Here is a 25,286-nt window from a genome sequence, read left to right on the forward strand (position 1 = left end):
AGATGGCGCAAAGGAGAGCCGCCATGCGCTTTGATCTGGTCGATTTGCAGCTGTTTGTGAACGTTGTGGAGGCGGGGAGTCTGACGGCGGGCGCCGCGCGCAGCCATCTCGCATTGGCGTCGAGCAGCGCACGCGTGCGCGGCATGGAAGAGATGCTGGGCATGCCCTTGCTGCTGCGCGGGCGGCGTGGCGTGGAGCCGACGCCCGTGGGCCAGACCTTGCTCCATCACGCGCGCCTGGTGCTGCTGCAAATGGAGAAAATGCGCGGCGAACTTGGCGAATTTGCGCGCGGCTTGAAAGGGCAGTTGCGGCTGCTGTGCAATACGGCCGCGCTCAGCGAATTTTTGCCCGAGGCGCTAGGCGCTTTTCTCGACCGCCATCCGAACCTGACCATCGACCTGGAAGAGCGTCTCAGTTACGATATCGTCAAGGCCGTCTCGGAAGGACTGGCCGACATGGGCATCGTGTCCGACTCGGTCGACATGCGCGGCTTGCAGACGTTTTTGTTTCGCCCCGACCGGCTGGTGGTCATCGCGGCGGCCGATGGCGTGCACCACCGTGCCTTGGGCCAGGATGGCGTCGTCGATTTTGCCAGCGTGCTGGATCACGATTTCATCGGTCTGGCCGACGACAGCGCGATGCAGCAATACCTGGGCATGCATGCGGCGCGTCTGGGACGCCCATTGAAGGTGCGCGTGCGGCTGCGCAGCTTCGATGCCGTCTGCCGCATGGTGGCCAGCGGCGTGGGCATCAGCGTCGTGCCGCTGGCGGCGGCCAGCCGCTGCCAGCAGACGATGGCGCTGCGCTGCCTGGAATTATCCGATCCCTGGTCGGTACGCAATCTCACCATTTGCGTGCGCCAGTTCAGTGAATTACCCCTGTATGCGCGCCAGTTGATCGATCATCTGAAGGCGTGACAGGGCATGACAGGAGCAGCGATGCGTTTTTCAGAAGACAAGATGGCCAGCCTGCTGTGCAGCGATCAGGTCGAGCGGCCCATCCACATCTGGCAGCCCGAGCATCCCCGCGCCGTGATCCTGGCGATCCACGGCGGCATGGCGCATGCGGGCGACTACGTCACGCCGGCGCTCTACTTCCGCCAGCACGGCATCGCCACCGTCAGCTTCGACATGGTGGGCCACGATGGCCAGCGCAAGGTGGACATTCCCTCGTTCGACGCCTTCCTCGACGACGCGGAGCTGTTCCTGGCCTGGATCAAGCAAACGTATCCGGGCTTGCCCGTATTCGTCATGGGCCACTCGATGGGCGGCCTGATCGCCACCCATCTGGGGCTGGGGCGTTTTGCGGACGATGCGGCCATCAAGGGTTTTATTATCTCGTCGCCGTATTACGTGAATGCGATACCCGTGCCGAAGGTGCTGCAGATGCTGTCGGGCTGGCTGGCGCGGCGCTTCCCCACGATGAAAGTGCCGCTGGGGAACCTGACCATGCTGCTGACGCACGATCAAACCATTACGGCGCGCCATTTCCAGGACGAGCGCGATGGCATCCGCGCCAGTGCGGCCTCGGTGCGCTTCGCCCATGCCTTGACGTCGGCGCAAAAGGAACTGGCGGGCGGCTTGTCGGACTGGCGCTTCCCCCTGTTCGCCGTGGTGGCGGGCGACGACAAGCTGGCCGACAGCCGCGCCACGGAAAGCATGCTGCGCAGCGTGCCCGATGGCCTGCTCGACTATCACTACTATCCGGCCAATTATCACGAGAATTTCAATGAAGTGAACCGCGACGTCATCTTTGCCGCCATCCTGGCGTGGATGGAAAAACTGCTGGCACCCGTGCCGGCGTGAGGCGCCGGTATCGTTATAATCGGCTAGACTGAATTAACCGCCGGTATGCCGGCCCGGTCCCCGCGGCACAGGGGAATACTCAAGGAACGAACGATGCGCTTGCTGATTGCCCTGATACTCCCGTGGCTGACCTTTTTCACGATCGGCCGCCCGATCGCCGGCATCATTTGCCTGATCCTGCAAATCACCCTGATCGGCTGGCTGCCAGCGACGATCTGGGCCGTGTATGCGCTGAGCCAGTACAAGACGGACCAGAAAATCGCGGAGGCCATGCGCCGGCGCTGATGTGGGTCTAAGTCCTGTTTAAGCTGCGCTTCCTATCTTGATTCGACCGACATGAGGAGAGTGAGATGGCACCAGACAGACGCGGTACCCTGGGCCTGGCGGCGGCAATGCTGGCCGCCGGGCTGTTGCTGGGAAGTGCGGCACAGGCCCAAGCCGACAGCGCACTGCCGCCCGTGCAGAAGAGCGGAGCGGTGGAATACCTGAGCGGCGGCATTGGCCTCGACGAGTCGACGGCCATCAAGAGCGCCAGCCGGCAGTGGCCCTTGAGCCTCGAGTTTTCCGTGCAGGCGGCGGACAAGGCGGAATTTGCCTCGGACGTGAAGCTGGAAATACGCGACGCCAAGGGGGCTTCGGTGCTGGAAACGACGGCCAGCGGACCGTTCCTGTTGGCGAAGCTGGCGCCGGGCAGCTACAGCCTGCGCGCCACCTTGGCCGGCAAGACACTGGAACGCAAGGTGCAAATCAAGGCGGGATCGTCCGCGCGCGTGGAGCTGGTCTGGCCGGCGGGAACGAACCAGGGCCGGCCTTGATAGCGGGCGACGGCAAGGCGCCTGAACAGGGCTTGTCGGCGAGGGGCTTGTCGGCACATATCCTGCCCACGTCGGCGACGATGGTCGGCGTGTGCATGACGGTGCTGTCGATCGGGCACCTGGCGCCGCGCGGCGAGGTGCGCGTGGCCATCGACAAGCTGCTCGCTGTCGACGCCATCGTCTTTCTCGTCAGCGCCGTGCTCTCGTTCATGTCGCTGCGCCCCGGCCAGTCGCGCCAGCGCTACGAATGGTGGGGCGAGCTGCTGTTCATTTGCGGCCTCGCCCTGCTGGCGCTGGGCGCCGTGGTGCTGGCCTTCGTCATCAACTGAATTAGATTAGCTGACCGCGAGCACGCGCCCTTCGGCGGCGCTTTGCAGCGCCAGTTCGATCAGGCGTATCGTCGCCGCCGCATCTTCGGCCGCCACGGGCGCCGCTGCGCCGTGACGGATGGCGTCGGCCATGCCCTGGTAAAAGTCCTGGTAGCGGCCCGCCTGCATCTCAAGGTGCTCGAAATGTCCGTCCGGCTGCGTGCCCAGATGCAGCGCGCCGCGCACGGGGTCCACGCCCCAGCCGGGCTGTCCAGGCGTGCCGCCCGCCTTCAGGGCGTCTTCCTGCGGATCGAGGCCGAACTTCACGAAGCTGCCCTTGTCGCCATGCACGGCGAAGCGCGCCGTCGGCGCCTTCACCAGACAGCCCGCTTGCAGCACCACGCGCAACCGGTCGTAGTACAGCACGATGTGCATGTAGTCGACGGCTTGCGCGCCATCGCGCTGCAGGGCGATATCGGCGTACAGTTTTTCCGGCTGGCCGAACAGCTGCATGGCCTGGTCCAGCATGTGCGGACCCAGGTCGTACAGCAAGCCGCCGCCGGGCGCGCCGGACTCGCGCCAGCGCTGGCGGATCTCGGGGCGGAAGCGGTCGAAATGCGATTCGACGCTGGCGATGCGGCCCAGGGTGCCCTGCGCCAGCAGCGTTTTCAGGGTGAGGAAGTCGCCATCCCAGCGGCGGTTGTGGTACACGCTGAGCACCAGCTTGCGTTCTTTCGCCAGCGCGATCAGGCTCTGCGCCTCGGCACTGGAAATGGTGAATGGCTTGTCGACCACCACGTGCTTGCCTGCCTGCAGGGCCGCTTGCGCCAGGCTGAAATGCGCTTCGTTGGGCGCGGCGATGACGACCAGTTCGATCGATGGATCGGCAAACAGCTGCGCGGGCTGCGCATGCACGGTGGCGTTCGGCCAATCCTTGTGCACGAGCTCCGGCTTGCTGGAGGCGACGGCCGCCAGTTCCAGGGCATCGATGGCGGACAGGACGGGAGCGTGGAAGGTGGAGCCGGCAAAGCCGTAGCCGACGAGGCCGGTTTTGATCTTGTTCATGGCGTGTTCACAGGTGCGTGGAAGAATCCATGATCATACCCGCAAGCGGGCGGCGGCAGCGCTGCTGCGATGTTGCTGCGCTGCCGCCGCCCAGACATTACTTCAGGCGCCAGACGTATTGCACCTTCACGCTGGCGCCGACAGGCTTGCCGCCAGCGAGGGCCGGCTTGAACGTGCACTTGGCAATGCCGCTGCGCGCCGCCTCATCGAGGGCCGGATGGCCGCTGCTCTTGACCACGCTCGAATCCGTTACCTTGCCGGCGGCATCGACGTCGAAGGACATGGTGACCGTGCCCTCTTCCTTCGCCTTCAGGGATGCGGCTGGCCAGACCGGTTTGCCGCAGACGCCAAAGTCGATGATGGGGCGGCGTTCCAGCACGGGCGCGCTGTCGGCGGCGACGGCCTGGCCGTAAATGCCGAGGCAGGCGCCGGCCAGGGCCAGCAGCGGCACGGCCGCCTTCCAGTTCAGGGTTTGTGGTGCGGGGCGCAGCAATCGTGTGATACGTGACATGAGATCTCCTCCGTTGGCCGCCTGGGCCAGGTGGTGGGTTGAGAACTGGAGACGTTCCAGTTCCGAGAGTGCAAGAGCCAGACGCCGCGGTTCGCCCAGTTGTCTTGCTGCGAAATCATCTGCAATATGTTCGCGTTCGAGGCGCACGCCGCGTGAAATCCACCAGACGGCAGGGTGGAAGAACAGCAGCGCCTCGATGGCGTTTTGCAGCAGGTTGATCAGATAATCGTGGCGCCGGATGTGCGCCAGTTCGTGCGCCAGCAGCGCGTCGAGCAGGTGCGGCGGCATGCCGGTCAACAGCGCGGCGGGCACCAGCACCATGGGACGCCAGATGCCGGCCGTGAGCGGACTGGCGATGCCATCGAGTACGCGCAGCCGCACGGGCCGCGTCACGCCGGCATCGTGCGCCATGCGCGACAGCCTGGTCTGCAGTTGTCCATGCGTGGTGCCCGTGTTCCTGGCGCTGCGTTCTATCCACAGCATGCCCAGCGCCATGCGCACGGCCAGCATGGCGGCGCACAGGGCCCACACGCCGACGACGGCGCGCAGCAGCAGGTCCAGGTCGGGCAGGCTGTCGGGCGCCAGCAGGGCGGCGGGCAGCAAAGCGCTGGAGTACAAGGCGCCCGTGATATCACCGCCGGCCAGGCGCAGATACAAGCCCGCCGCCGGCCATGCCAGGCAGGCCAGCAGGGCGCCGCAACCGACGGCGTAGCGCGCTTCAGGACGCGCATTGCGCAGGGCTGTCCACGCCAGCGCCGTGGCGCAGCCGATCAGCAAGCCTTGCCACAGGAAGTGCAGCAGGGTCCAGCCCAGCGCTGGCACGAAGCCGCTCATGACTGATCGTCCTTGAGCATTTTTTCGATCTCTTCGCGTTCGGCGCGCGACACGCCCGTGCGCAGCGCCGCCAGCACCAGCGCCTTGGCGGAACCGGCAAAGGCCTTCTGCATCAATTCCTTGAGCAGGTTCGTCTGCAGGCTGTCCTGCGCCTGCGCCGGCGCATACACGTGCGAGCGCTGGCTTTCGTCGCGGATCAGCAAGCCCTTGCCGTGCATGATCTGCATCAGGCGCAGCACGGTGCCATACGTGATGGCCGGTTTGGCCAGCGCCATCGCCTCGTGCACCTGCTTGGCCGTGGCGGCGCCCAGCGGCCACAGTGCCTGCAGCAGATCGAGTTCGGCTGCCGTCGGTTTCGGAATGTCGGGTGTCTTGGCCATGCGGTTTTCCTCTTGCCTGAAATTCAATAGGGCTAGATTAAACCTTGTAGACAAAAATGTATACTTTAATTTTCAGATTGGAAAAAAGTGCTGTTTTTAAGCGTGAGATGAACTAGACATACTGGTATAGTTCCTGTCCGGCAGCGGCGTGGGACGCAAGTCATTGGACAGAATGACAGAAATTGGTTGCATTTGAGAAATTACTATATAATCATTGCCAATTTCACCAAGAGTACAGTTTGCCCTATCTGGCCGTTGCCTGTTAATCCATCTATTTATGAAGCCTCGCTGACCCAGGCCCAACTCTTCCCATGACAATCAAAGCAGCAATCCTGTCGACAAGCTGTGCCTTGCTTCTGGCAGGATGCATTAATACGGCGCCGCACCCCCAATATAAATTGCCGAATCCGGTACAACCTTCGACGACGCTGGCCATCAAGCCCATTTTCACGGGATCGAGGAAAGTGGCTGTCGTGTGGCGTAACGAGGTCGATTTTGCCGCGGACGGGAAATGGGCTGCCCAGCGCAGTTTTACGTTGGCCAGTTTCAATAAGGATTACCAATCCAAGCCAGTGGTAACCAGGCTGCCGGCTGGCGTGTCGCATTTTTTCGTGAATTATCCTTTGGGGTCATCCCACGAGTGTTCGATTTCCTTTGCTGCCCAGCTGCAGGAAGGGCACAAATACACCTTGCGGACGGATGACAAAGCAGGCGGGTTCTTCTCTCTGGGAGGCTGCGGTGTCAGTGTGCATGACGACGATACGCAGCAAGCCTTGCCACTCATGGTGTGCCGGGACGTCGCCACGGTGTTCAGTTCCTTCTTCTGCCGCAAGCCGGCTGATGCAGTTGCAGCTGGTGTGTCGTAAAGACGGAAAACATGCCTGTTGCGCATAAAAAAAGGACGCCGTGGCGTCCTTTTTTTTTCAAGCGGACGGTCAGCCCGCCAGCTTGGCCTTCAGCAGTTCCGTCAGCTGGGCCGGGTTGGCCTTGCCTTTGGATGCCTTCATCGCCTGGCCGATCAGCGCGTTGATCGCTGCTTCCTTGCCGGCTCGGTACTGCTCCACCGACTTGGCGTTGGCCGCCAGCACTTCGTCGACGATGGCTTCCAGGGCGCCAGTATCCGAGATCTGTTTCAGGCCCTTGGCATCGATGATGGTGTCAACGAGATTGTCGTCGTCGGACTTCGCTTCCCACATGCCTGCGAAGACTTCTTTCGCCGCCTTGTTCGAGATGGTGCCGTCGGCGATGCGCTTGAGCATGGCGGCCAATTGCGCGGCGGAGACGGGCGCGTCGTCCAGGTCCACGCCTTCGCGGTTCAGGGTCGACGACACGTCGCCCATCAGCCAGTTGGCGGCGGCCTTGGCGTTTTCCTTGCCGGCTTTGTCGACCACGGCGACGAAGTAAGTCGCCATGGCTTTCGACTGCGTCAGCACCAGCGCATCGTAGTCCGGCAGCGCGTATTCGCTGATGAAACGGGCGCGCATGGCGGCCGGCAGTTCCGGCATCGAGGCCTTGACGGTGTCGATCCACGCTTGCGAGATGACCAGCGGCGGCAGGTCAGGGTCCGGGAAGTAGCGGTAATCCTGCGCGTCTTCCTTGCTGCGCATTTCGCGCGTTTCCTTGCGATCCGGATCGTACAGGCGTGTCGCTTGCACGACCTTGCCGCCGTCTTCGATCAGTTCGATCTGGCGGCGCACTTCCACGTGCACGGCTTCTTCGATGAAGCGGAAGGAGTTCAGGTTCTTGATTTCGCAGCGGGTGCCGAATTCCTTCTGGCCGACAGGGCGCACGGAGACGTTGACGTCGCAGCGGAACGAGCCTTCCTGCATGTTGCCGTCGCAAACGCCCAGCCACATGACCAGCGAGTGCAGGGCCTTGGCGTAGGCCACGGCTTCGGCGGCGCTGCGGATTTCCGGTTCCGAGACGATTTCCAGCAGCGGCGTGCCGGCGCGGTTCAAGTCGATGCCGCTCATGCCCGCATAGTCTTCGTGCAGGGATTTACCGGCGTCTTCTTCCAGGTGTGCGCGCGTCAGGTTGACGGTCTTGGTGACGAATTCGCCATCCTTTTCGTAGCCGAAGGTCAGGGCGCCGCCGATGACGACGGGGTCCTCGAACTGGCTGATCTGGTAGCCCTTCGGCGAATCCGGATAAAAATAGTTTTTGCGCGCGAAGACCGAGTGCGGCGCCACGGTGGCGCCCACGGCCAGGCCAAAACGGATCGCGCGGTCGACGGCTTGCTTGTTCATCACGGGCAGTACGCCTGGCAGCGCCAGGTCGACGGGGCTCGCCTGCGTGTTGGCTTCGGCGCCGTACTTGATCGGCGAACCGCTGAAAATTTTGGATTCGGTCGTGAGCTGCACGTGGTTCTCAAGACCGATGACGACTTCCCATTGCATAGTGTTCTCGCTTAATTTGGTGGCGCCGCCAGTGGCGGCGCGTTTGTTCTTAGATACCGGCCGGGCTGCGCGTATGCCAGTCCGTCACTTGCTGGAACTGGTGGGCGACGTTCAGCAGCTTGGCTTCGCCAAAATAATTGCCGATGATTTGCAGGCCGACAGGGCGCTTGCCGTTTTTCTCGCCTTCGCCGAAGCCGCAAGGGATCGACATGCCGGGCAGGCCGGCCAGGCTGGTCGACAGGGTGTAGATGTCGGCCAGGTAGTTCGCCACCGGGTCGTCCGTCTTGTCGCCCAGGTCCCAGGCCACGGTCGGCGCGACCGGTCCCATGATGACGTCGCAGACGGCGTTCGGGCCATTCAGGACGGCCTCGAAATCCTGCGCGATCAGGCGGCGGATCTTTTGCGCTTTCAGATAATAGGCGTCGTAATAGCCGTGGCACAGCACATAGGTGCCGACCATGATGCGGCGCTGCACTTCGGGACCGAAGCCCTGGGCGCGCGACTTCTTGTACATGTCCTGCAAGTCCTTGTACTCGGCGGCGCGGTGGCCGTAGCGCACGCCGTCGTAGCGCGACAGGTTCGACGACGCTTCGGCCGGGGCGATCATGTAATAGGCTGGAATCGACAGGGCCGTGTTCGGCAGCGAGATGTCGACCAGGGTGGCGCCCAGCTTTTCATACTGCGCCAGCGCGCCGCGCACGGCCGCTTCCACGTCCTTGGCCAGGCCCTCGCCGAAGTACTCGCGCGGCACGCCGATGCGCAGGCCCGTCAGGGGCTGGCCCAGCTCGCGCGAAAAATCTTCCGCCACGCCGCCCTGTTCCGGCGACAGGCTGGTCGAGTCGCGTTCGTCGAAGCCGGCCATGGCACTCAAGAGCAGGGCGCAGTCTTCGGCCGAGCGGGCCATCGGGCCGCCCTGGTCCAGCGACGAGGCAAAGGCGATCATGCCGAAGCGCGAGACGCGGCCATACGTGGGCTTGATGCCGGTGATGCCGCAAAAAGCGGCTGGCTGGCGGATCGAGCCGCCCGTGTCGGTGCCGGTGGCCGCCGGCGTCAGGCCGGCCGCCACGGCGGCGGCCGAGCCACCGGACGAGCCGCCCGGCACGGCGTTCTTGTCCCACGGGTTCCGCACGGCGCCGAAGGCCGAGTTCTCATTGCCCGAGCCCATGGCAAATTCGTCGCAATTGACCTTGCCCAGGGTGACCATGCCGGCCGCCTGGAATTTTTCCACGACGGTGGCGTCAAACGGGCTGGCGTAGTTGGCCAGCATTTTCGAGCCGGCCGTCGTGCGCCAGCCTTTGGTGACGAACAAGTCCTTGTGTGCGATGGGCACGCCCGTCAATGGCGTGGCCGTGCCGGCGGCGATGCGGGCGTCCGCTTCGGCCGCTTGCGCCAGGGTCAGGGCACGGTCGACGTGCAAGAAGGCGTTCGACTTGTCCGCTTCGATGCGGTCGAGGAAATGCGTCGCCAGCGCAACGGCGGAAATTTCCTTGTTCTGCAAAAGCGTGGACAGCTGTTTGATGGATTTTGTATGCATGGCGTTTCTATTTTGATATTCGACGGGAAGGCAACAGCATGGAGCGGCGCAGTTACTCGATCACTTTTGGCACGAGATACAGGCCATCCTGTACCTTCGGCGCCACGGCCTGGTAGGCGTCGCGGCGGTTCTGTTCCGTGGCCTGGTCTTCGCGCAGGCGCAGGGCGATATTGTCCATGTGGGCGGCCAGCGGGTGGCTCAGGGGCGCCACGCCATCGGTATTGACGGCTTGCATTTGTTCGGCCAGTGCAAAAATCTTGTTCAATTGGGCCAAAGAGGTGACGGCCTGGTCGTCGGCCATGTCAAGTTGTGCCAGGTGGGCAATGCGTTTTACATCGGAGAGTGTCAGGGACATGGCGAATGGCGCGGAGTGCCGCGCATTAGTATTAAGTTGGCGTTTTGATAAAACGCGGGTATTTACTGCTATTTTGCTCACAAAAATCGAGGAATGCCGCGTAACTTGCGGCTGCAAGAGTCGCACTTTTCCATGGTTTTTGGGCAAATCGCATTCAAATTATAAGGTAGAATGGCGGGTTAATGCGTTGCCGGCGCTGATGGACCGCTGCCGCAGCATAGAAAAGATTGCGCAAGCGCCAAGCGAAACCCGAAAAAATCGCCTCCACGGATTTTCAGGGTGCCTGAAAGCGCCCGCTTTGAAACTCCCCATAAACAGCTTTTGCGCAGCTCGATGCGCTACAGGACACTCATGTTTGGTTTTTTACGCAGGTATATCTCCACCGATCTGGCCATTGACTTGGGCACGGCCAACACCCTTATTTATGTACGCGGCCTCGGTATCGTCCTGGACGAGCCATCCGTCGTCGCCATCCGCCAGGAAGGCGGTCCGAATGGCAAGAAGACCATTCAGGCAGTCGGCAAGGAAGCCAAGCAGATGCTGGGCAAGGTGCCGGGCAATATCGAAGCGATTCGTCCGATGAAAGATGGCGTGATCGCCGACTTCACCGTGACCGAGCAAATGCTCAAGCAATTCATCCGCATGGTGCACGACTCGAAATTCTTCCGTCCATCGCCGCGCATCATCATTTGCGTGCCGTGCGGTTCGACGCAGGTCGAACGCCGCGCGATCCGCGAATCGGCCCTGGGCGCCGGCGCATCGCAGGTGTACCTGATCGAAGAACCGATGGCCGCGGCCATCGGCGCGGGCTTGCCCGTGTCCGAAGCGACCGGCTCGATGGTGGTCGACATCGGCGGCGGTACCACGGAAGTGGGCATCATCTCGCTGGGCGGCATGGTCTACAAGGGTTCCGTGCGCGTCGGCGGCGACAAGTTCGATGAAGCCATCGTCAACTACATCCGCCGCAACTACGGCATGCTGATCGGCGAACAGACGGCCGAAGCCATCAAGAAGGCCATCGGTTCGGCTTTCCCTGGTTCGGAAGTGAAGGAAATGGAAGTCAAGGGCCGCAATCTGTCCGAAGGCATCCCGCGTTCGTTCACCATCTCCAGCAACGAGATCCTCGAAGCGCTGACCGACCCGCTGAACAACATCGTCTCGGCCGTGAAAAACGCGCTGGAACAGACGCCACCGGAACTGGGCGCCGACATCGCCGAGAAAGGCATGATGCTGACGGGCGGCGGCGCACTGCTGCGCGACCTGGACCGCCTGCTGATGGAGGAAACCGGCCTGCCGGTGCTGGTGGCCGAGGACCCGCTCACCTGCGTGGTGCGCGGTTCCGGGATGGCACTGGAACGTATGGACAAGCTCGGCTCGATCTTCTCCTACGAATAATCTGACAGAAGGGCCGGAAACCATTCCGGCCTTTTTTTGGTTTTGGCGCCGGCGTTTGACCGGGGCCTGCACGTTGGCGCACTGCGCCTGGCCTGATCATTGGAAGTCATGGAATACAGTCCTCCGCCACTTTTCAAACAAGGCGCCTCCGCCCGCGTCAAGATGATGGTGTTCGCCGGCATTTCTATCGCCCTGCTGCTGGTCGATTCGCGCATGCACGCGCTGACCGCCGTGCGCCAGGCAGTCGGCACAGTGCTGTATCCGGTGCAGATGGCGGCCCTGGTGCCGCGCGACGTGGCGCTTGGCGTCGGCAACTACTTTTCTTCGCTGTCCGCCCTGGAAAAACAGGTGCGCGACCTGAAGCACGAACAGATCGCCTCGGCGCAGATCCTGCAGCAGGCGCAGCTCAACATCGTTGAAAACAATCACTTGCGCAAGCTGATGGAAGCGCGCGAGCGCGTGCCCGTCAAGACCTTGATGGCCGAAGTGCTGTACGACACGCGCGATTCGGCCACGCGCAAGATCGTGCTCGATCGCGGCATCCAGAATGGCGTGGAACTGGGCCGCCCCGTGATCGACAACCTGGGCGTGGTGGGGCAGGTCACGCGCGTGTTCCCGTTCACTTCCGAAGTGACGCTCTTGACCGATGAAGAGCAGGCCATTCCCGTGCAGCTGCTGCGCAATGGCGTGCGCAGCGTGGCCATCGGGCGCGGCAAGTCCGGCACCATGGAACTGCGCTTCACGGCCCCCAGCGCCGACATCCAGATTGGCGACATCGTCATCACCTCGGGTCTCGACGGCCTGTATCCGGCCGGCCTGGCCGTGGCGCGCGTAACCCTGGTCGAGCGCAATGCGCACGGCCCGTTCGGCCGCGTCGTGTGCCAGCCGCTGGCCGGCATCGAACGCAATACCCAGTTGCTCATCCTGATGACGTCGCCCGAGATTCCGCCGCGCCCGCCCGCCGAAGACGTCAAGACGGGCCGCAAGATCGCCGGCAAGATGGCGCCGATCAAGGACCCTGCCAAGGAAGCCGCTGCCGCTGCCGCGCCCGCCAACGCGCCCGCCGCACCGGCAGCGAAACCGCCTGCCAGCCCCGCGCCGAAACCGGCTGCACCGACAGCAACGCCCGTACCAACACCTGCCGCCGTGCCACCGAAGGAAGCGACACGATGAACCGCCCGCATTACATCCTGCTGCCGGTCAGCCCCCTGTTCATCGGCTTTTCCCTGCTGTGCGCATTCCTGCTGAATTTGCTGCCATGGGGGCAGTTCGTCGGCGTGCCCGATTTCGTCGCCCTGGTGCTGGTCTTCTGGGGCATCCACCAGCCGCGCAAGGTCGGCATCGGCGTGGCCTTCTTCATGGGCCTGATGATGGACGTGCACGACTCGACCCTGCTGGGCGAGAACGCGCTGGCCTACACCCTGCTGTCGTATTTCGCCATCATGATGCACCGGCGCGTGCTGTGGTTCCCCATCATGACCCAGGCGCTGCACGTGCTGCCGCTGCTGCTGCTGACGCAGGCGCTGCAATTGCTGACGCGATTGATCGTCTCGGGCCGCTTCCCCGGCTGGCTCAATTTCATCGAGAGCTTCGTCGCCGTCGCCCTGTGGCCTTTCGTGACGTGGATTCTGCTGGCGCCACAGCGCCGCGCCGTGGACCGCGACCATAACCGGCCGATCTGACGAGCGCCTGCCATGACTGAACTGAAGAATAACGAGCGCGAACTGCATTTCTTCCGGATGCGCCTGACCGTCCTGGGCGCGCTCGTGTTTGTCTGCTTTTCGCTGCTGCTGGCGCGCTTCATCTGGCTGCAGGTGATCAAGCACGAAGACTATGCGACCAAGGCCGAGGACAACCGCATCGCCGTGGTGCCCATCGTGCCCACGCGCGGCCTGATCCTCGACCGCAATGGCGTCGTATTGGCGCGCAATTACTCGGCCTACACGCTGGAAGTGACGCCATCGAAGCTCAGTGCCAGCCTCGACTCCGTGATCGACGAGTTGTCGACCCTGGTGCAGATCGACATCAAGGACCGCCGCCGCTTCAAGAAGCTGCTGGAAGAATCGAAGAATTTCGTCAGCGTGCCCCTGCGCACGCGCCTGACGGACGAGGAAGTGGCGCGCTTCACGGCGCACCGTTTCCGCTTCCCCGGCGTGGAAGTGCAGGCGCGCTTGTTCCGCCAGTATCCGATGGGCGAGGTGGCTTCGCACGTGGTGGGCTTCATCGGCCGCATCAACCGCAACGAAGCCAAGGCGCTGGAAGAGGGCGAGGACGCGGCCAACTATAACGGCACCGACCATATCGGCAAGGAAGGCCTGGAAAAAAGCTACGAGAAGCAGCTGCACGGCACCACCGGCTACGAAGAGGTGGAAGTGTCTGCCGGCGGGCGCGCCATGCGCACCCTGTCGCGCACGGCGGCCACGCCCGGCAATAACCTGATCCTGTCGATCGACATCGAACTGCAAAAAGTGGTCGAGGAAGCGTTCGGCGAATGGCGCGGCGCGGCCGTCGCCATCGACCCGGCCACGGGCGACATCCTCGCCTACGTGTCCAAGCCCGGCTACGACCCGAATCTGTTCGTCGACGGCATCGACCAGCAAAGCTGGAACGAACTCAATACCTCGCTGGACCGGCCGATGGTCAACCGTCCCCTGTCCGGCACCTATGCGCCCGGCTCGACCTTCAAGCCCTTCATGGCGCTGGCCGCGCTGGAATTGGGCAAGCGCACGCCGAGCCAGTCGATTTCCGATCCCGGTTTCTTCATCTTGGGTGGCCACACCTTCCGCGATGACAAGGTGGGCGGTCATGGCACGGTGGACATGCACAAATCCATCGTCGTCTCGTGCAACACCTATTACTATCAGCTGGGCCGCGACATGGGCATCGACGCCATTCACGACTTCATGAAGCCGTTCGGTTTCGGCCAGCTGACGGGCATCGACCTGAATAACGAAAAGACGGGCGTGCTGCCGTCGATGGAATGGAAGCGCAACCGCTTCAAGACGCCGCAGCAGAAAAAATGGGTGGGCGGCGACACGATTTCGGTGAGTAACGGCTCGGGCTACAATTCCTACACGCCGCTGCAGATCGCCCACGCGACGGCCAACCTGGCGAACAATGGCGTGGTGATGAAGCCGCATCTGGTAAAAATCATCGAGGACGCCGCCACGCGCGCGCGCACCCTGACGGTGCCCAAGGAAAGCTACCGCATCGCGCTCAAGCAGGAAAACATCGACATCATCAAGCGCGCCATGGTGGGCGTGACCAGCGAGGCGGGCGGCACGGCCGCGCGCATCTTCACCGGCGTGCAGTACACGGTGGGCGGCAAGACGGGTACGGCGCAGGTGGTGGGCATCAAGAAAAACGAGAAGTACAATGCCAAGCTGCTGGCCGAGCGCCTGCGCGACAACGCCTTGTTTACGGCCTTCGCGCCGGCCGACAAGCCGCGCATCGCGATCGCGATCGTGGTGGAAAACGCGGGCTTCGGCGCCGGCGTGGCCGCGCCGATCGCGCGCAAGGCGCTCGATTACTACCTGCTGGGCAAGCGCCCGAGCGACAAGGAAAAGGACACGACCAAGGTGCCCAAGGAAGATGTCGACGAAGTGCGCACCCTGGAAGAAATCACGGACGAGCAGGCCGCCCCGGCGGCTCCTGCCAGGCAATAAGGAAGCACATGCCCATTAACGAGAGGCGCTCGCTGTGGCGGCGCGCCAAACCCTATCTGGCGGTGTTCGATCCGCCGCTGATGATCATCATCCTGATGCTGCTGTGTACCAGCCTGCTGACCCTGTATTCGGCCAGCATCGGCATCCCCGGCAAGATCGAGGACCATCTGCGCAACATCCTGCTGTGCTTTTTCGTCATGTGGGTGGCGGCCAATATCACGCCGCAGATGATGATGCGCATCGCCGTGCCCGCGTACACGGTATCGGTGATCCTGCTGGTGGCCGTGGCGCTGTTCGGCACCATCAAGCTCGGCGCCCGGCGCTGGCTGCATATCGGCGTGATCGATATCCAGCCCTCCGAATTCCTGAAGATCGCCACGCCGCTGATGCTGGCCTGGTTCTTCCAGCACAATGCGGGCGCCCTGCGCTGGAAATCGTTCCTGATGGCGGCCGTGCTGCTGCTGGTGCCCGTGTACCTGATCGCGCGCCAGCCCGACCTGGGCACGGCGCTGCTGGTGGTGGCGGCCGGCTTTACCGTCATCTTCCTGGCCGGCCTGTCGTGGAAGGTGCTGGCCGGCTTGCTGATCACCTTTGTGTCCTGCCTGCCGATCGCCTGGTCGCACCTGCATGATTACCAGCGCGACCGCGTGATGATGCTGATCGACCCGACCAAAGACCCGCTGGGCAAGGGCTTCCATATCATCCAGTCCATCATCGCCATCGGTTCCGGCGGCATGACGGGCAAGGGCTGGACGCATGGCACGCAGGCGCACCTGGAATTCGTTCCGGAGCGCACGACCGATTTTATTTTTGCCGTATATTCCGAGGAATTCGGCCTGGTCGGTAATTTGATCCTGATGCTGATGTATTTGCTGCTGGTGGGACGGGGGATGATGATCGCCGCCAACGCCCCCAGTTTTTTCACTCGCCTGCTGGCAGGAGCGATAACTATGATTTTCTTTACTTACGCCTTTGTAAACATGGGCATGGTCAGCGGCATCGTGCCGGTGGTCGGCGTGCCCCTTCCATTCCTCAGTTATGGCGGCACCGCGCTGCTGACCCTGGGCGTGGCCACCGGCATCCTGATGAGCATTCAGCGCCACCGCAAGCTGGTGCAAACCTGATGCGGGCGCCTTTCGACACCTTCGCCATGCGCGGGCTGAGCTTGGCCGCTTTGCTGACCCTGGCCGCCTGCGGCACCACGCCGCAAAAGCCCGCATCGCATAACGTGCCGCTGCCGTCCGGCGGCAAGGTCAAGGTGCCCGTGCGCCAGGATCCCACCTTGCCGGCATTGCCGGCGGCCGGCTCCGGGCGCGGCGGCTACTACAAGGATGACGGTCCGGGCGACAATCCGCCGGCCAACCTGCGCGACGTGCCCGACGCGGAAGTGCGCAACGAGCCGTATTCGACACGCTCGAACCGCCCCTACGTCGTCTTCGGCAAGACCTACACCCCGATCACCGACAACGAGCCGTTCAAGCAGACGGGCACGGGCACCTGGTATGGCAAGAAATTCCACGGCCAGCGCACCTCGTCGGGCGAAATCTACGATATGTACAAGATGACGGCGGCCCATCCGACCTTGCCGATTCCGTCGTATGCGCGCGTGACGAGCATCGACAGCGGCCAGCAGGTGATCGTGCGCATCAACGACCGCGGCCCGTTCCACGCCACGCGCGTCATCGACGTGTCCTACACGGCGGCGCTGAAACTGGGCTTCCTCGGCAAGGGCAGCCACCAGGTGGTCGTCGAACGGCTGCTGCCGGCCGATATCGACGCCATCCTGGCGGCGCGCGCGGCGCCGAAGCCGGTGCCGTCGGTGGTGGCCAGGTCGATCGATACGCCGGCCGACAGCGAACCGGAAATGCGCGCCGTGGTGCAGCCTGAAATCACTGCGCTGTCAGCGGTCGATGCCACCGTGGCCGCGCCCGCGCCAGCGGCGCTGGCCACCGGCTTCTACCTGCAGCTGGGCGCCTATTCGCGTGCGGACAATGCGGAAGCGGGCCGCGCGCAACTGGCGCCGTATGCGCAAACGCTGGGCCATCTCGATGTGGTGCCGGCCGGTCCCTTGTTCCGCCTGTACGGCGGACCGTTCACGAGCCGCGCCGATGCGGCGCGCGCGGCGGCCAGCCTGCCGGCGTCGGCGGGTGTCAAACCGATCGTCATCGAAAGATAAGCGTAGGTCGGATGAGGCGCAAGGCGCCGTAATCCGACGCGATTGTCATTTACAGGAGCGCAGTTCCTGCTCCGGAAACTGCGCCTTGATTTTTTCTAGCCGCGCGCGCGTGGCGGCGTCGAGGTCGCGGAACTGGTAAGCGAACTGCTTGCTGGCGCTGTAGCGCGGCGCGACCCGGGCGCTGTGCACGCCTTGCTTGTTGAGCGATGCCAGCTGGTTCTGCGCGCTCGTTTCCGACTTGAATACACCCAGTGAAATGCCCCAGCGCAGCGGGCTGCTTTCGTTCATGATGAAATAGTTCGTCACGCCCAGCTGCTTCAATTCGCCGGCCTTGCGGTCGGCGCCTTCCTTGCTGCCCTGCGGCGGGATGTACACCATGTAGCTGGAGATATCCTGGCCGGCCACGTTGCGGCGCGATTGGCGGTCGCCCAGGTCCAGCGCGGCCACTTGCGCTTCGAAGCGGCGGCCATCGGCCAGCAGGAAATTGCCCACTTCCGTGCACGCGTACGATGTCGGCGCCGCAGGTGCTGCCGCTGCCGGCTTCGCCGCCTGGTCGGCCGCTGGCGGCGCGGCGGGCGCCGTGGCCTGCTCCTGCGTCAGCAAGGTGAGCTTGCCGGCCTGCAGCTGGTTTTTCAGGCGTGCCGGCTCGCGCGTCTCGGTGCGAAAACTGCCCAGATAACCCTGGCCGATGGCCAGCACCAGCAGGTTGACGCCGGCCAGCAGCCAGAAGACGAATTTCAGCATACGTGGTTTCCTTGTGTTCCTGCGGCCCCGGCGCGCGCGGCCGCCTGCAGGCCGAGCATGACGATATTGTCGACCAGGTGCAGCGGTACCGCCAGCGCCAGGGCCGGCGCGATGCGCGGCGCGGCGCCGCCCGACAGCAGGCAGGCGCTGGCGCCGTGCATGCGCACGGCCCGTTCGATGGCGCCCGCCTGGGCCGCCAGGCAGCCCGAAAGGATGGCGTCGTCCGTGTTGTCGGCAAAGCCGGCCGGCAGGGCGGCGTCGCTGGCGATTTGCGGCAGCTGCGCCGTGTTGCGCGCCAGCGAACTGGCCATCAGTCCCAGTCCCGGCAAGATCATCCCGCCGAGGAAAACGCCATCTGCCGTGACGGCGTCGATGGTGGTGGCGGTGCCGCAATTGGCGACGATGACGGCCTGGCCCGGCGCCAGCGCCTGCGCGCCGATGGCGGCGGCAAAGCGGTCGCAGCCCAGCTGCGACGGCGCGCGGTAGCCATTTGTCAGGCCCGCCAGCTGCGGCAGCGAGACAAAGTCGCGGGCGGCGACGGGCAGCATGGCGCGCAGGCGCGTGCCGATATTGGCGCCGGCCACGTTCGACAGCAGCGCTTCATGGATGGCCAGTGGCGCCCACTGCGCGGCCAGGGTGTCGATCTGCGCATGTGCGACGGCGCCGCTGGCCAGCCAGCCGCCGGCGGCACTATCGGGGGCCACGAGTGCCCATTTGATGCGCGTATTGCCGGCGTCGATCAGCAGCAGCATGCGCTTACTCCCCCAGCAGGCGCAAGGATACGTCGCCGGACACGACTTCCTGCAGGCCGCCATCGGTACGCAGCAGCAGGCGGCCCAGGTGATCCACGCCGGCCGCCACGCCTTGCTGCAGCAACTGGCCGTTGTCGAGGATTTTCACGTGCTGGCCCTGCCACGCGTGCAGCAGATTCCAGCGCTCCGTGAACGGCGCAAAGCCCGTGTCGTCGAATTCGGCCAGCACGCCGGCCAGGCGGCTCAAGAGGGCCGCCACCAGGGTATTGCGCTCCATCTGCGCCAGCCAGGGCACGGCCGAGACGCTGCGCCCGATCTGCCGTTCCAGCGCATCGGGCATCAGCAGATTGATGCCGCAGCCGATCACGGCCCACACGGCACCATCGGCCGCCTGCTGCGTCTCGACGAGGATGCCGGCCAGTTTATGGCCATCCTTGAGCAGGTCGTTCGGCCACTTCAGCTGCACCGGCACGCCCAGCGAGGACATGGTTTCGGCCAGCGCCACGCCGACGGCCAGCGGCAATCCCACCAGCTGGTGCAGCGGTCCCTTGAAACGCCAGGCCAGCGAGAACATCAGGCTGGCGTCCGGCTGCGACACCCACGGCCGTCCGGCGCGCCCCCGTCCGGCCGTCTGCTGGCCGGCGATACGCAGGGTGGGGCCGGCCAGGGTGGCGCAGCGCGCCAGCAGGTCGGCGTTGGTCGATCCCGTTTCGTCGACCACTTCGATGGCCACATGGGAGGCGCCCGTGGCGCAATGGGCGGCGATGGCCGCGCTGTTCAAGTCTGAGTGCTTCGTCATGATGGTCAGTTCAGTTGCGTGCCTTGTGCGGCGCATTCGCGAAGGCCCGGTCGTACACGGCATTGGGCAGCGCGCGCAGCAGCTTGGCGACGACGCCCATCTGCCACGGGATCACGCGGTAGCTGTCGCCGTCGGCGATGGCGCGCGCGGCGCGTGCGGCGAATTTTTCGGCCGGCATCAAAAAGGGCATGCGGTAGGCATTGTGGCGCGTCATCGGCGTGTCGATGTAGCCGGGCGTGATGGTGACGACCTTGATGCCGGCCGGTTTCAATTCCAGGCGCAGCGATTCGCAGTAGCTGATGACGGCCGCCTTCGAGGCGCTGTAGGCTTCGGCGCCGGGCAGGCCGCGGATGCCGGCCACGCTGCCGATGCCCACCAGGCGCCCGCTGCCCTGGTTTTTCATGGCGGCGATGAAGGGCGCGAAGGTGGCGACGGTGGCCGTGACGTTGATGGCGATCAGGCGCGCGAAGGCGTCCAGGTCTTCCGCGTGTTCGCTCAGGGTGCCGTAGGATACGCCGGCGCTGGCGATGACGACGTCGATGCCGCCGGCATGGGCGATGAAGTCATCGGCCGCGCTTTTCAGGGCGGCGTGGTCGCACACGTCGACGGCGTAGGCGCGGTGGCGTTCAGGGTGGGGCAGGGAAGCGATCAGTTGCTGCAGGGTGTCGCCGCGGCGGGCCAGCAAGCCCAGCTGGGCGCCCTGGTGCGCGTACCGCAGCGCCAGGGCGGCGCCCAGTCCGCTCGACGCGCCCGTGATGAATACGCTGTAAAGCACGCGTTGCATCAGGCGATGCCCGGGCGCGCCAGGGAAGTGGCCATGCTTATTTCTTTTCCGCTTTGGCTTTCGCGACCAGCACGTCCATCACGGTGAGCGCCTGGGCGTTCAGCTGCTCTTCGTTCTTGGCCGACTTGCTGCCCTGGTCGGCTTGCGAAGGCGACGTGATGTAGCGGCCATCGATGGCGATCATGGGCCAGAACGTCACGTTATAGCCTTGCATCATGGCGTCCGCGCGGCGCACGCGGGCCGAGATGCCCATGGAACGGTAGGTGTCGATGAACTTCTGGCGATCCACGCCCTGCTTGGCGACGAAGTCGAAGACGGCGTCGTCGGTGTTCAGACGGTTGCGTTCCACGTGCATGGCGTGGAAGACGCTGGTGTGCAGCTTGTCGACCAGGCCCATGGCTTGCAGGGTGAAGAACAGCCGCTGCTGCGGCGCCACGCTCTCGTCGCGCGACACGTGCACGCGCTTGAAGACGATGTTGTCGCCCTGTTTCTTGACCCAGGCCGCCAGTTGCGGTTCGAGCACGTTGCAATGCGGGCAGTAATAGGCGAAGAACTCCGTCACTTCGATCTTCTTGCCCGATTCCGTCGCCTGCGGCGTAGGCAGGGTTTCGTACTCGACGCCGTTCTTCGGGTCGGCCGGCGAGGCCGATGCGCCCATGGCGGCCGTGCACAGTGCGGCGGCGATCAGGATGTTCTTCAGAAAACGCATGCTGGTTCCTTATTTTTGGTTACGGACGACGGCGACATCGATGCCGTTTTCAGACAGTTTGGTGCGCGCGCGGTTCATCGCTTCGAGCTGGTTGAACGGCCCGATGCGCACGCGGTGCAGCACGCCGGCATCGGTGCTGCGGTCGCTGATGGCCGCTTCGAAGCCGAGCAGCGCCAGTTTGCCGCGCGTGCTTTCGGCATCCGACATGTCGTGGAAGGCGCCGGCCTGCAGATAATAAATCCATTTGTCGCTGGCTGCATCGGCCTTGGCCTCTTTCACGTCGGCCTTCGCTTGCGGCGCGGGTGCCGCGGCCGGCGTTTTCGGCGCCGGCTTGTCTTTCAACGTACCGATCAATTCCTGCAGCGCGTCCGGTGGCGGCGCCTTCGGCTGCTGCGCTGGAGCGGGCGCTGGCGCCGGTGCGGCCGGCTGCGTCGGCGTGACGATCTCGCGAGGCTCCTTGGAGAAGTCGCGCGCCGCTTCCTTGGCCGCTTCCTTGTTGCCGTACATCGGCTTGTTCGGGTCGGCGATCTGGCCGGCCGTCGGTTCGGCCGATTTGCCGGCCTTGCCCGACTTGTCGGTGAACGGCGAGGCGCCCTTGGTGATCACCAGGGCGACCACGACGGCGATGCCCAGGCCGATGACCAGGCCGATGATGATGCCGACCAGGGTATTGCCCTGCTGGCGCCGGGTCGAAGAGAAGCGGGAAACATTAGGGGAAGCGTGACTCATTGACGGTTTGACCTTCGCGATTACATTTTGTTTGGCGCGGACACGCCGATCAGTGCCAGGCCGTTGCGCAGTACCTGGCGCGCGGCGATGACGAGAGCCAGACGGGCCATCTTGACGGCTTCGTCCTCGACCAGTACTTTTTCGGCGAAGTAGAAGCTGTGCAGGTTGGCGGCCAGGTCGCGCAGGTAGAAGGCGACTTGGTGCGGTCCCAGTTCCGCTTGCGCGCGCGCCAGCATTTCCGGGTAGGCGGCCAGGGTCGCCAGCAGGGTCGCTTCGGTCGGCGCCGTCAGTGGAGAAAGGTCGACGTTGGCGACAGTGCTTGCATCGCCGCCCCAGTTTTCCAGGATGCGGCAGATGCGCGCATGCGCATACTGCACGTAATAGACGGGATTTTCATCGGTGGTTTTCAGCGCCACGTCGACGTCGAAGACGAATTCCGTGTCGGCCTTGCGCGAGATCAGGAAGAAGCGCACGGCGTCGCGGCCCTTGGCGATGTCGCCGCCGCCCGACCATTCGATCAGGTCGCGCACGGTCACGTAGGAGCCGGCGCGCTTCGAGATCTTGACCTCTTCGCCGTCCTTCATGACGGTGACCATCTTGTGCAGCACGTAGTCGGGGTAGCCTTGCGGGATGCCCATGTCGACCGCCTGCAGGCCGGCGCGCACGCGCGCGATGGTGCCGTGGTGGTCGCTGCCCTGGATATTGATGGCCTGCACGAAGCCGCGCTGCCATTTCACCAAGTGATAGGCCACGTCCGGCACGAAATACGTGTAGGTGCCATCCGTCTTGCGCATCACGCGGTCCTTGTCGTCGCCGAAGTCGGTGGTGCGCAGCCACAGCGCGCCATCCTGCTCGTAGGTGTGGCCCGCCTTGATCAGGGTGTCGACGGCGCTGTTGACCTTGCCGTCCGCGTACAGCGACGATTCCAGGTAGTAATTGTCGAACTTCACGCCGAAGGCCTGCAAGTCGATGTCCTGCTCGTTGCGCAGATAGGTGACGGCAAACGGGCGGATCGAATCGATGTCTTCCACGTTGCCATTGGCCGTGGCAGGCTGGCCATCGCTGGCCGAGACGGTCTTGCCGGCCTTGAAGTCGTTGGCGATGTCGGCGATGTAGTCGCCGTTGTAGGCGGACTCGGGCCATTCGGCGTCGCCGGGCTTGAAGCCGCGCGCGCGCGCCTGCACGGAGTTGGCCAGGGTCTGGATCTGCACGCCCGCGTCGTTGTAATAGAACTCGCGCGTCACTTGGTAGCCTTGCGCGTCGAACAGCGAGGACAGGGCGTCGCCCAGGGCTGCCTGGCGGCCGTGGCCCACGTGCAGCGGACCGGTCGGGTTGGCCGACACGAATTCCAGGATCACTTGCTTGCCGGCGCCTGCAGCGCTGCGGCCATAGCCGTCGGCTTCGCTCAGGATGGTTTTCACCACGGCCTGCTTGGCGGCGGCGGACACGCGTACGTTGATGAAGCCGGGACCGGCGATTTCCACTGCCTCGACGAGGCCCTTGCCGGCCGGATTGGCCAGTACGGCCGTCACGATGGTTTGCGCCAGTTCGCGGGGATTCTGTTTCAGCTGCTTGGCCAGTTGCATGGCGATATTGCAGGCGACGTCGCCATGCGATGCATCGCGTGGTCGCTCGAGCACCACGGTAGGCTCGAGCGTAGTGCCGGCCAGGACTGGAGCGAGGGCGGCCTGGAACAGGGCGATGATTTCTTGTTTCTGTTGGGCGAGCATGAGCAGGATGGCGGTGGAACCGCGTTAAGAATGAATAGAATGTATCGAAAAGCAAAACGGACGGCCATGACATTGCCGCCCAGACTGCGTTAATTATACTGGTTTGCCGCCGGGAACAATACGCCAGCCGGCAGTGTTCCCGTGCCGGCGTGTTTCACGATATTATCAGGACAGCATGCCCATGTTGGTGCACGAAAACATCAGCATGGCGCATTCTGCTTGTATATATGCAGTTTTTTGCTGCAATTTACAGGTATCGCTGCAATCGCCTGGGTCAGAGGGCGCCACAAACGCTACAATCGACCCTTTATTGATGACGCGCGGCCGCGACTTTGCCTTCATGCAGCCCGCCGCGCGCAGCCACACCGGATAACTATGAACAAGCGCCCCACGCTGAAATTGAAAACCAAGCCGGCGCCAGGCCAGGCTCCTGCCGCGCCGAAGTTGCGTCCCAGCTACCATCCCGACCTGAAACCGGTCTTGCAGCCAGGCTTCCAACCCGATTTGCGTGCCGACTCGCTGGCGTTTTGCCTGCTGGGCGCGGCCAATGCCGTGGCGCAAGTGCGCACGGGCACGGCCCTGCCGCAGGCCCTGGCCAAGGTATTTACGCAATCGAACGCCAGCCCGCAGGCGCGCGGCGCCATCCAGGATATTTCCTACCGCACCATGCGCCAGCTGGGCCGCAGCGAAACCCTGGTCGGCCTGATGACGTCGAAGGCGCCCGAGCCGCCCATGCTGGCGGCCCTGCTGTGCTGCGCGCTGTCCCTGATGTCGGCCGAACCGGGCGAACAGCCGTACGAAGAATTCACGGTGGTCGACCAGGCCGTCACGGTCGCCACCTCGCACCCTGACCTGGCGCACGCCAAGGGCATGGTCAACGCCGTGCTGCGCCGTTTCTTGCGCGAGCGCAAATCCTTGCTGGAAGCGGCCCTGCAGCAACCGTTGGCGCAATGGAATTATCCGCAGTGGTGGATCGATTCGCTGCGCCTGGCCTATCCGCGCGACTGGCAAGCCATTCTGACGGCGGGCAACGCCGTGCCGCCATTGACCCTGCGCGTGAACCGCCGCAAGAGCACGGTGGAAGCGTACCTGGCCGTGCTGGCCGAGGCGGGCATTGCCGCGCGCCAGGTGGGACCGTTCGCCGTGCGCCTGGACAAGCCGATCGGCGTGGCTCTGATTCCCGGCTTCGAGCAGGGCGTCGTCTCCGTGCAGGATGCGGGCGCACAACTGGCCGCGCCGCTGCTGGACTTGCAGGACGGCATGCGCGTGCTCGATGCCTGCGCCGCGCCGGGCGGCAAGACCTGCCACATCCTCGAACTGGCCGATGTACACGTGACCGCCATCGACGCGGACGCCAAGCGCTTGCCGCGCATCGCGGAAAACCTCGAGCGCCTGGGCCTGGACGCGACACTGAAGGCGCAGGATGCGCAATCGAGCGCGTGGTGGGACGGCCAGCAGTTCGACCGCATCCTGGCCGACGTGCCGTGCACTGCCTCGGGCATCGTGCGCCGCCACCCCGATATTCGCTGGTTGCGCCGCAAGGGCGACGCGTTCCAACTTGCAACACTTTCATCTAAAATTCTGGACAACCTGTGGCAGATGCTGCGCCCCGATGGTAAATTGCTGTTCGTGACATGTTCATTGTGGCCGCAGGAGTCAGAGGCACAGGCGGCGGCATTTGCGGTGCGCAATAATGCGATCCGATTGACAGCGCCTGGCCAGCTGTTGCCGACTGGCAGCGCGGAGCAGGACCATGACGGTTTGTTCTATGCGCTATTCCAAAAAAATGCGGCTTGAGCG

General features: G+C 64.1%; 26 protein-coding genes. 13 read left to right on the forward strand and 13 right to left on the reverse strand.

Features of this window, described 5'->3' with window-relative positions:
• Positions 1-23 precede the first annotated feature (23 nt).
• The 5 genes from CLU90_RS21905 to CLU90_RS21925 all read left to right on the forward strand — a co-directional run bounded on the left by CLU90_RS21905 (position 24) and on the right by CLU90_RS21925 (position 2,949).
• Entirely contained in the window at positions 24-917 is an 894-nt protein-coding gene (locus CLU90_RS21905) for a LysR substrate-binding domain-containing protein (RefSeq protein WP_034749390.1), read from the forward strand.
• Positions 918-938: 21 nt separating this feature from the next.
• Complete coding sequence (locus tag CLU90_RS21910; protein WP_092716719.1) at positions 939-1,805, forward strand: alpha/beta fold hydrolase; 867 nt, start codon at positions 939-941, stop codon at positions 1,803-1,805.
• Between the two features lie 93 nt (positions 1,806-1,898).
• Positions 1,899-2,090 carry a YqaE/Pmp3 family membrane protein gene (locus CLU90_RS21915; RefSeq protein WP_092716721.1) on the forward strand — a complete coding sequence of 64 codons (192 nt, stop codon included), beginning with the start codon at positions 1,899-1,901 and terminating at the stop codon, positions 2,088-2,090.
• A gap of 65 nt (positions 2,091-2,155) precedes the next feature.
• Positions 2,156-2,620, forward strand: a complete 465-nt coding sequence (locus tag CLU90_RS21920; RefSeq protein WP_198511250.1) for a carboxypeptidase-like regulatory domain-containing protein — start codon at positions 2,156-2,158, stop codon at positions 2,618-2,620.
• Positions 2,621-2,667: 47 nt separating this feature from the next.
• Positions 2,668-2,949, forward strand: a complete 282-nt coding sequence (locus tag CLU90_RS21925) for a hypothetical protein (protein WP_232731293.1) — start codon at positions 2,668-2,670, stop codon at positions 2,947-2,949.
• A 6-nt stretch (positions 2,950-2,955) separates the two neighbouring features.
• Here CLU90_RS21925 and CLU90_RS21930 read toward each other — a convergent pair whose 3' ends face one another.
• The 3 genes from CLU90_RS21930 to CLU90_RS21940 form a co-directional block, all read right to left on the reverse strand.
• Positions 2,956-3,993 carry an oxidoreductase gene (locus tag CLU90_RS21930; protein ID WP_092716724.1) on the reverse strand — a complete coding sequence of 346 codons (1,038 nt, stop codon included), beginning with the start codon at positions 3,991-3,993 and terminating at the stop codon, positions 2,956-2,958.
• Positions 3,994-4,090: 97 nt separating this feature from the next.
• A complete protein-coding gene (locus tag CLU90_RS21935) occupies positions 4,091-5,338 on the reverse strand; it encodes a M56 family metallopeptidase (protein ID WP_092716726.1) in 1,248 nt (415 codons plus the stop codon).
• The gene (locus CLU90_RS21940) at positions 5,335-5,718 is read right to left on the reverse strand and encodes a BlaI/MecI/CopY family transcriptional regulator (protein WP_092716728.1); all 384 of its coding nucleotides are present in this window, start codon (positions 5,716-5,718) and stop codon (positions 5,335-5,337) included. The genes CLU90_RS21935 and CLU90_RS21940 overlap by 4 nt, the downstream gene beginning before the upstream one ends.
• 311 nt (positions 5,719-6,029) lie before the next feature.
• On the opposite strand from CLU90_RS21940, the gene CLU90_RS21945 reads away from it, so the two are divergent.
• Positions 6,030-6,584, forward strand: a complete 555-nt coding sequence (locus CLU90_RS21945) for a hypothetical protein (protein ID WP_139178432.1) — start codon at positions 6,030-6,032, stop codon at positions 6,582-6,584.
• Positions 6,585-6,653: 69 nt separating this feature from the next.
• On the opposite strand, the gene gatB is transcribed toward CLU90_RS21945, so the two are convergent.
• From gatB to gatC, 3 genes are read right to left on the reverse strand one after another with little or no spacing between them, the layout of a single operon-like run.
• Complete coding sequence (gene gatB, locus CLU90_RS21950) at positions 6,654-8,189, reverse strand: Asp-tRNA(Asn)/Glu-tRNA(Gln) amidotransferase subunit GatB (RefSeq protein ID WP_269800063.1); 1,536 nt, start codon at positions 8,187-8,189, stop codon at positions 6,654-6,656.
• Entirely contained in the window at positions 8,164-9,648 is a 1,485-nt protein-coding gene (gatA, locus tag CLU90_RS21955; protein ID WP_092716735.1) for an Asp-tRNA(Asn)/Glu-tRNA(Gln) amidotransferase subunit GatA, read from the reverse strand. The genes gatB and gatA overlap by 26 nt, the downstream gene beginning before the upstream one ends.
• A 52-nt stretch (positions 9,649-9,700) precedes the next feature.
• Positions 9,701-10,003: an Asp-tRNA(Asn)/Glu-tRNA(Gln) amidotransferase subunit GatC gene (gene gatC, locus CLU90_RS21960; RefSeq protein ID WP_092716737.1), complete on the reverse strand. Its 303-nt coding sequence runs from the start codon at positions 10,001-10,003 to the stop codon at positions 9,701-9,703.
• Between the two features lie 351 nt (positions 10,004-10,354).
• Here gatC and CLU90_RS21965 point away from each other — a divergent pair, with 351 nt between their 5' ends.
• The 6 genes from CLU90_RS21965 to CLU90_RS21990 all read left to right on the forward strand — a co-directional run bounded on the left by CLU90_RS21965 (position 10,355) and on the right by CLU90_RS21990 (position 17,239).
• Entirely contained in the window at positions 10,355-11,398 is a 1,044-nt protein-coding gene (locus CLU90_RS21965) for a rod shape-determining protein (RefSeq protein ID WP_010393186.1), read from the forward strand.
• A 108-nt stretch (positions 11,399-11,506) separates the two neighbouring features.
• Positions 11,507-12,571 carry a rod shape-determining protein MreC gene (gene mreC / locus CLU90_RS21970; RefSeq protein ID WP_100428906.1) on the forward strand — a complete coding sequence of 355 codons (1,065 nt, stop codon included), beginning with the start codon at positions 11,507-11,509 and terminating at the stop codon, positions 12,569-12,571.
• Complete coding sequence (mreD, locus tag CLU90_RS21975; RefSeq protein WP_092716741.1) at positions 12,568-13,080, forward strand: rod shape-determining protein MreD; 513 nt, start codon at positions 12,568-12,570, stop codon at positions 13,078-13,080. Before mreC ends, mreD begins: the two co-directional genes overlap by 4 nt.
• A gap of 12 nt (positions 13,081-13,092) precedes the next feature.
• A complete protein-coding gene (gene mrdA / locus CLU90_RS21980) occupies positions 13,093-15,063 on the forward strand; it encodes a penicillin-binding protein 2 (protein WP_092716743.1) in 1,971 nt (656 codons plus the stop codon).
• 8 nt (positions 15,064-15,071) lie between these two features.
• Positions 15,072-16,187, forward strand: coding sequence for a rod shape-determining protein RodA (gene rodA / locus CLU90_RS21985; RefSeq protein ID WP_046683484.1), 1,116 nt, complete (start codon positions 15,072-15,074; stop codon positions 16,185-16,187).
• Positions 16,187-17,239, forward strand: a complete 1,053-nt coding sequence (locus tag CLU90_RS21990) for a septal ring lytic transglycosylase RlpA family protein (protein ID WP_092716745.1) — start codon at positions 16,187-16,189, stop codon at positions 17,237-17,239. The genes rodA and CLU90_RS21990 overlap by 1 nt, the downstream gene beginning before the upstream one ends.
• 45 nt (positions 17,240-17,284) lie before the next feature.
• Here CLU90_RS21990 and CLU90_RS21995 read toward each other — a convergent pair whose 3' ends face one another.
• From CLU90_RS21995 to argS, 7 genes are read right to left on the reverse strand one after another with little or no spacing between them, the layout of a single operon-like run.
• Entirely contained in the window at positions 17,285-17,983 is a 699-nt protein-coding gene (locus tag CLU90_RS21995) for an SPOR domain-containing protein (protein WP_092716747.1), read from the reverse strand.
• Positions 17,977-18,735 (reverse strand): type III pantothenate kinase, encoded by a 759-nt coding sequence (locus CLU90_RS22000; protein WP_092716749.1) that lies wholly within the window; start codon positions 18,733-18,735, stop codon positions 17,977-17,979. The genes CLU90_RS21995 and CLU90_RS22000 overlap by 7 nt, the downstream gene beginning before the upstream one ends.
• 4 nt (positions 18,736-18,739) lie before the next feature.
• Positions 18,740-19,534 carry a biotin--[acetyl-CoA-carboxylase] ligase gene (locus CLU90_RS22005; RefSeq protein WP_092716751.1) on the reverse strand — a complete coding sequence of 265 codons (795 nt, stop codon included), beginning with the start codon at positions 19,532-19,534 and terminating at the stop codon, positions 18,740-18,742.
• Between the two features lie 10 nt (positions 19,535-19,544).
• Positions 19,545-20,318 carry an SDR family oxidoreductase gene (locus tag CLU90_RS22010; protein WP_092716753.1) on the reverse strand — a complete coding sequence of 258 codons (774 nt, stop codon included), beginning with the start codon at positions 20,316-20,318 and terminating at the stop codon, positions 19,545-19,547.
• A 37-nt stretch (positions 20,319-20,355) separates the two neighbouring features.
• Positions 20,356-21,027 carry a thiol:disulfide interchange protein DsbA/DsbL gene (locus CLU90_RS22015; protein WP_034749335.1) on the reverse strand — a complete coding sequence of 224 codons (672 nt, stop codon included), beginning with the start codon at positions 21,025-21,027 and terminating at the stop codon, positions 20,356-20,358.
• A 9-nt stretch (positions 21,028-21,036) separates the two neighbouring features.
• On the reverse strand, positions 21,037-21,756 hold the full coding sequence (locus tag CLU90_RS22020; RefSeq protein ID WP_092716755.1) for an SPOR domain-containing protein: 720 nt from the start codon (positions 21,754-21,756) through the stop codon (positions 21,037-21,039).
• A gap of 20 nt (positions 21,757-21,776) precedes the next feature.
• Positions 21,777-23,486 carry an arginine--tRNA ligase gene (gene argS / locus CLU90_RS22025; RefSeq protein ID WP_092716757.1) on the reverse strand — a complete coding sequence of 570 codons (1,710 nt, stop codon included), beginning with the start codon at positions 23,484-23,486 and terminating at the stop codon, positions 21,777-21,779.
• Between the two features lie 375 nt (positions 23,487-23,861).
• Here argS and rsmB point away from each other — a divergent pair, with 375 nt between their 5' ends.
• Positions 23,862-25,283, forward strand: coding sequence for a 16S rRNA (cytosine(967)-C(5))-methyltransferase RsmB (gene rsmB / locus CLU90_RS22030; RefSeq protein ID WP_092716760.1), 1,422 nt, complete (start codon positions 23,862-23,864; stop codon positions 25,281-25,283).
• The last annotated feature ends 3 nt before the right edge of the window (positions 25,284-25,286 follow it).

This window comes from Janthinobacterium sp. 67, from assembly GCF_002797895.1.
Taxonomy (GTDB): Bacteria; Pseudomonadota; Gammaproteobacteria; order Burkholderiales; family Burkholderiaceae_D; genus Janthinobacterium.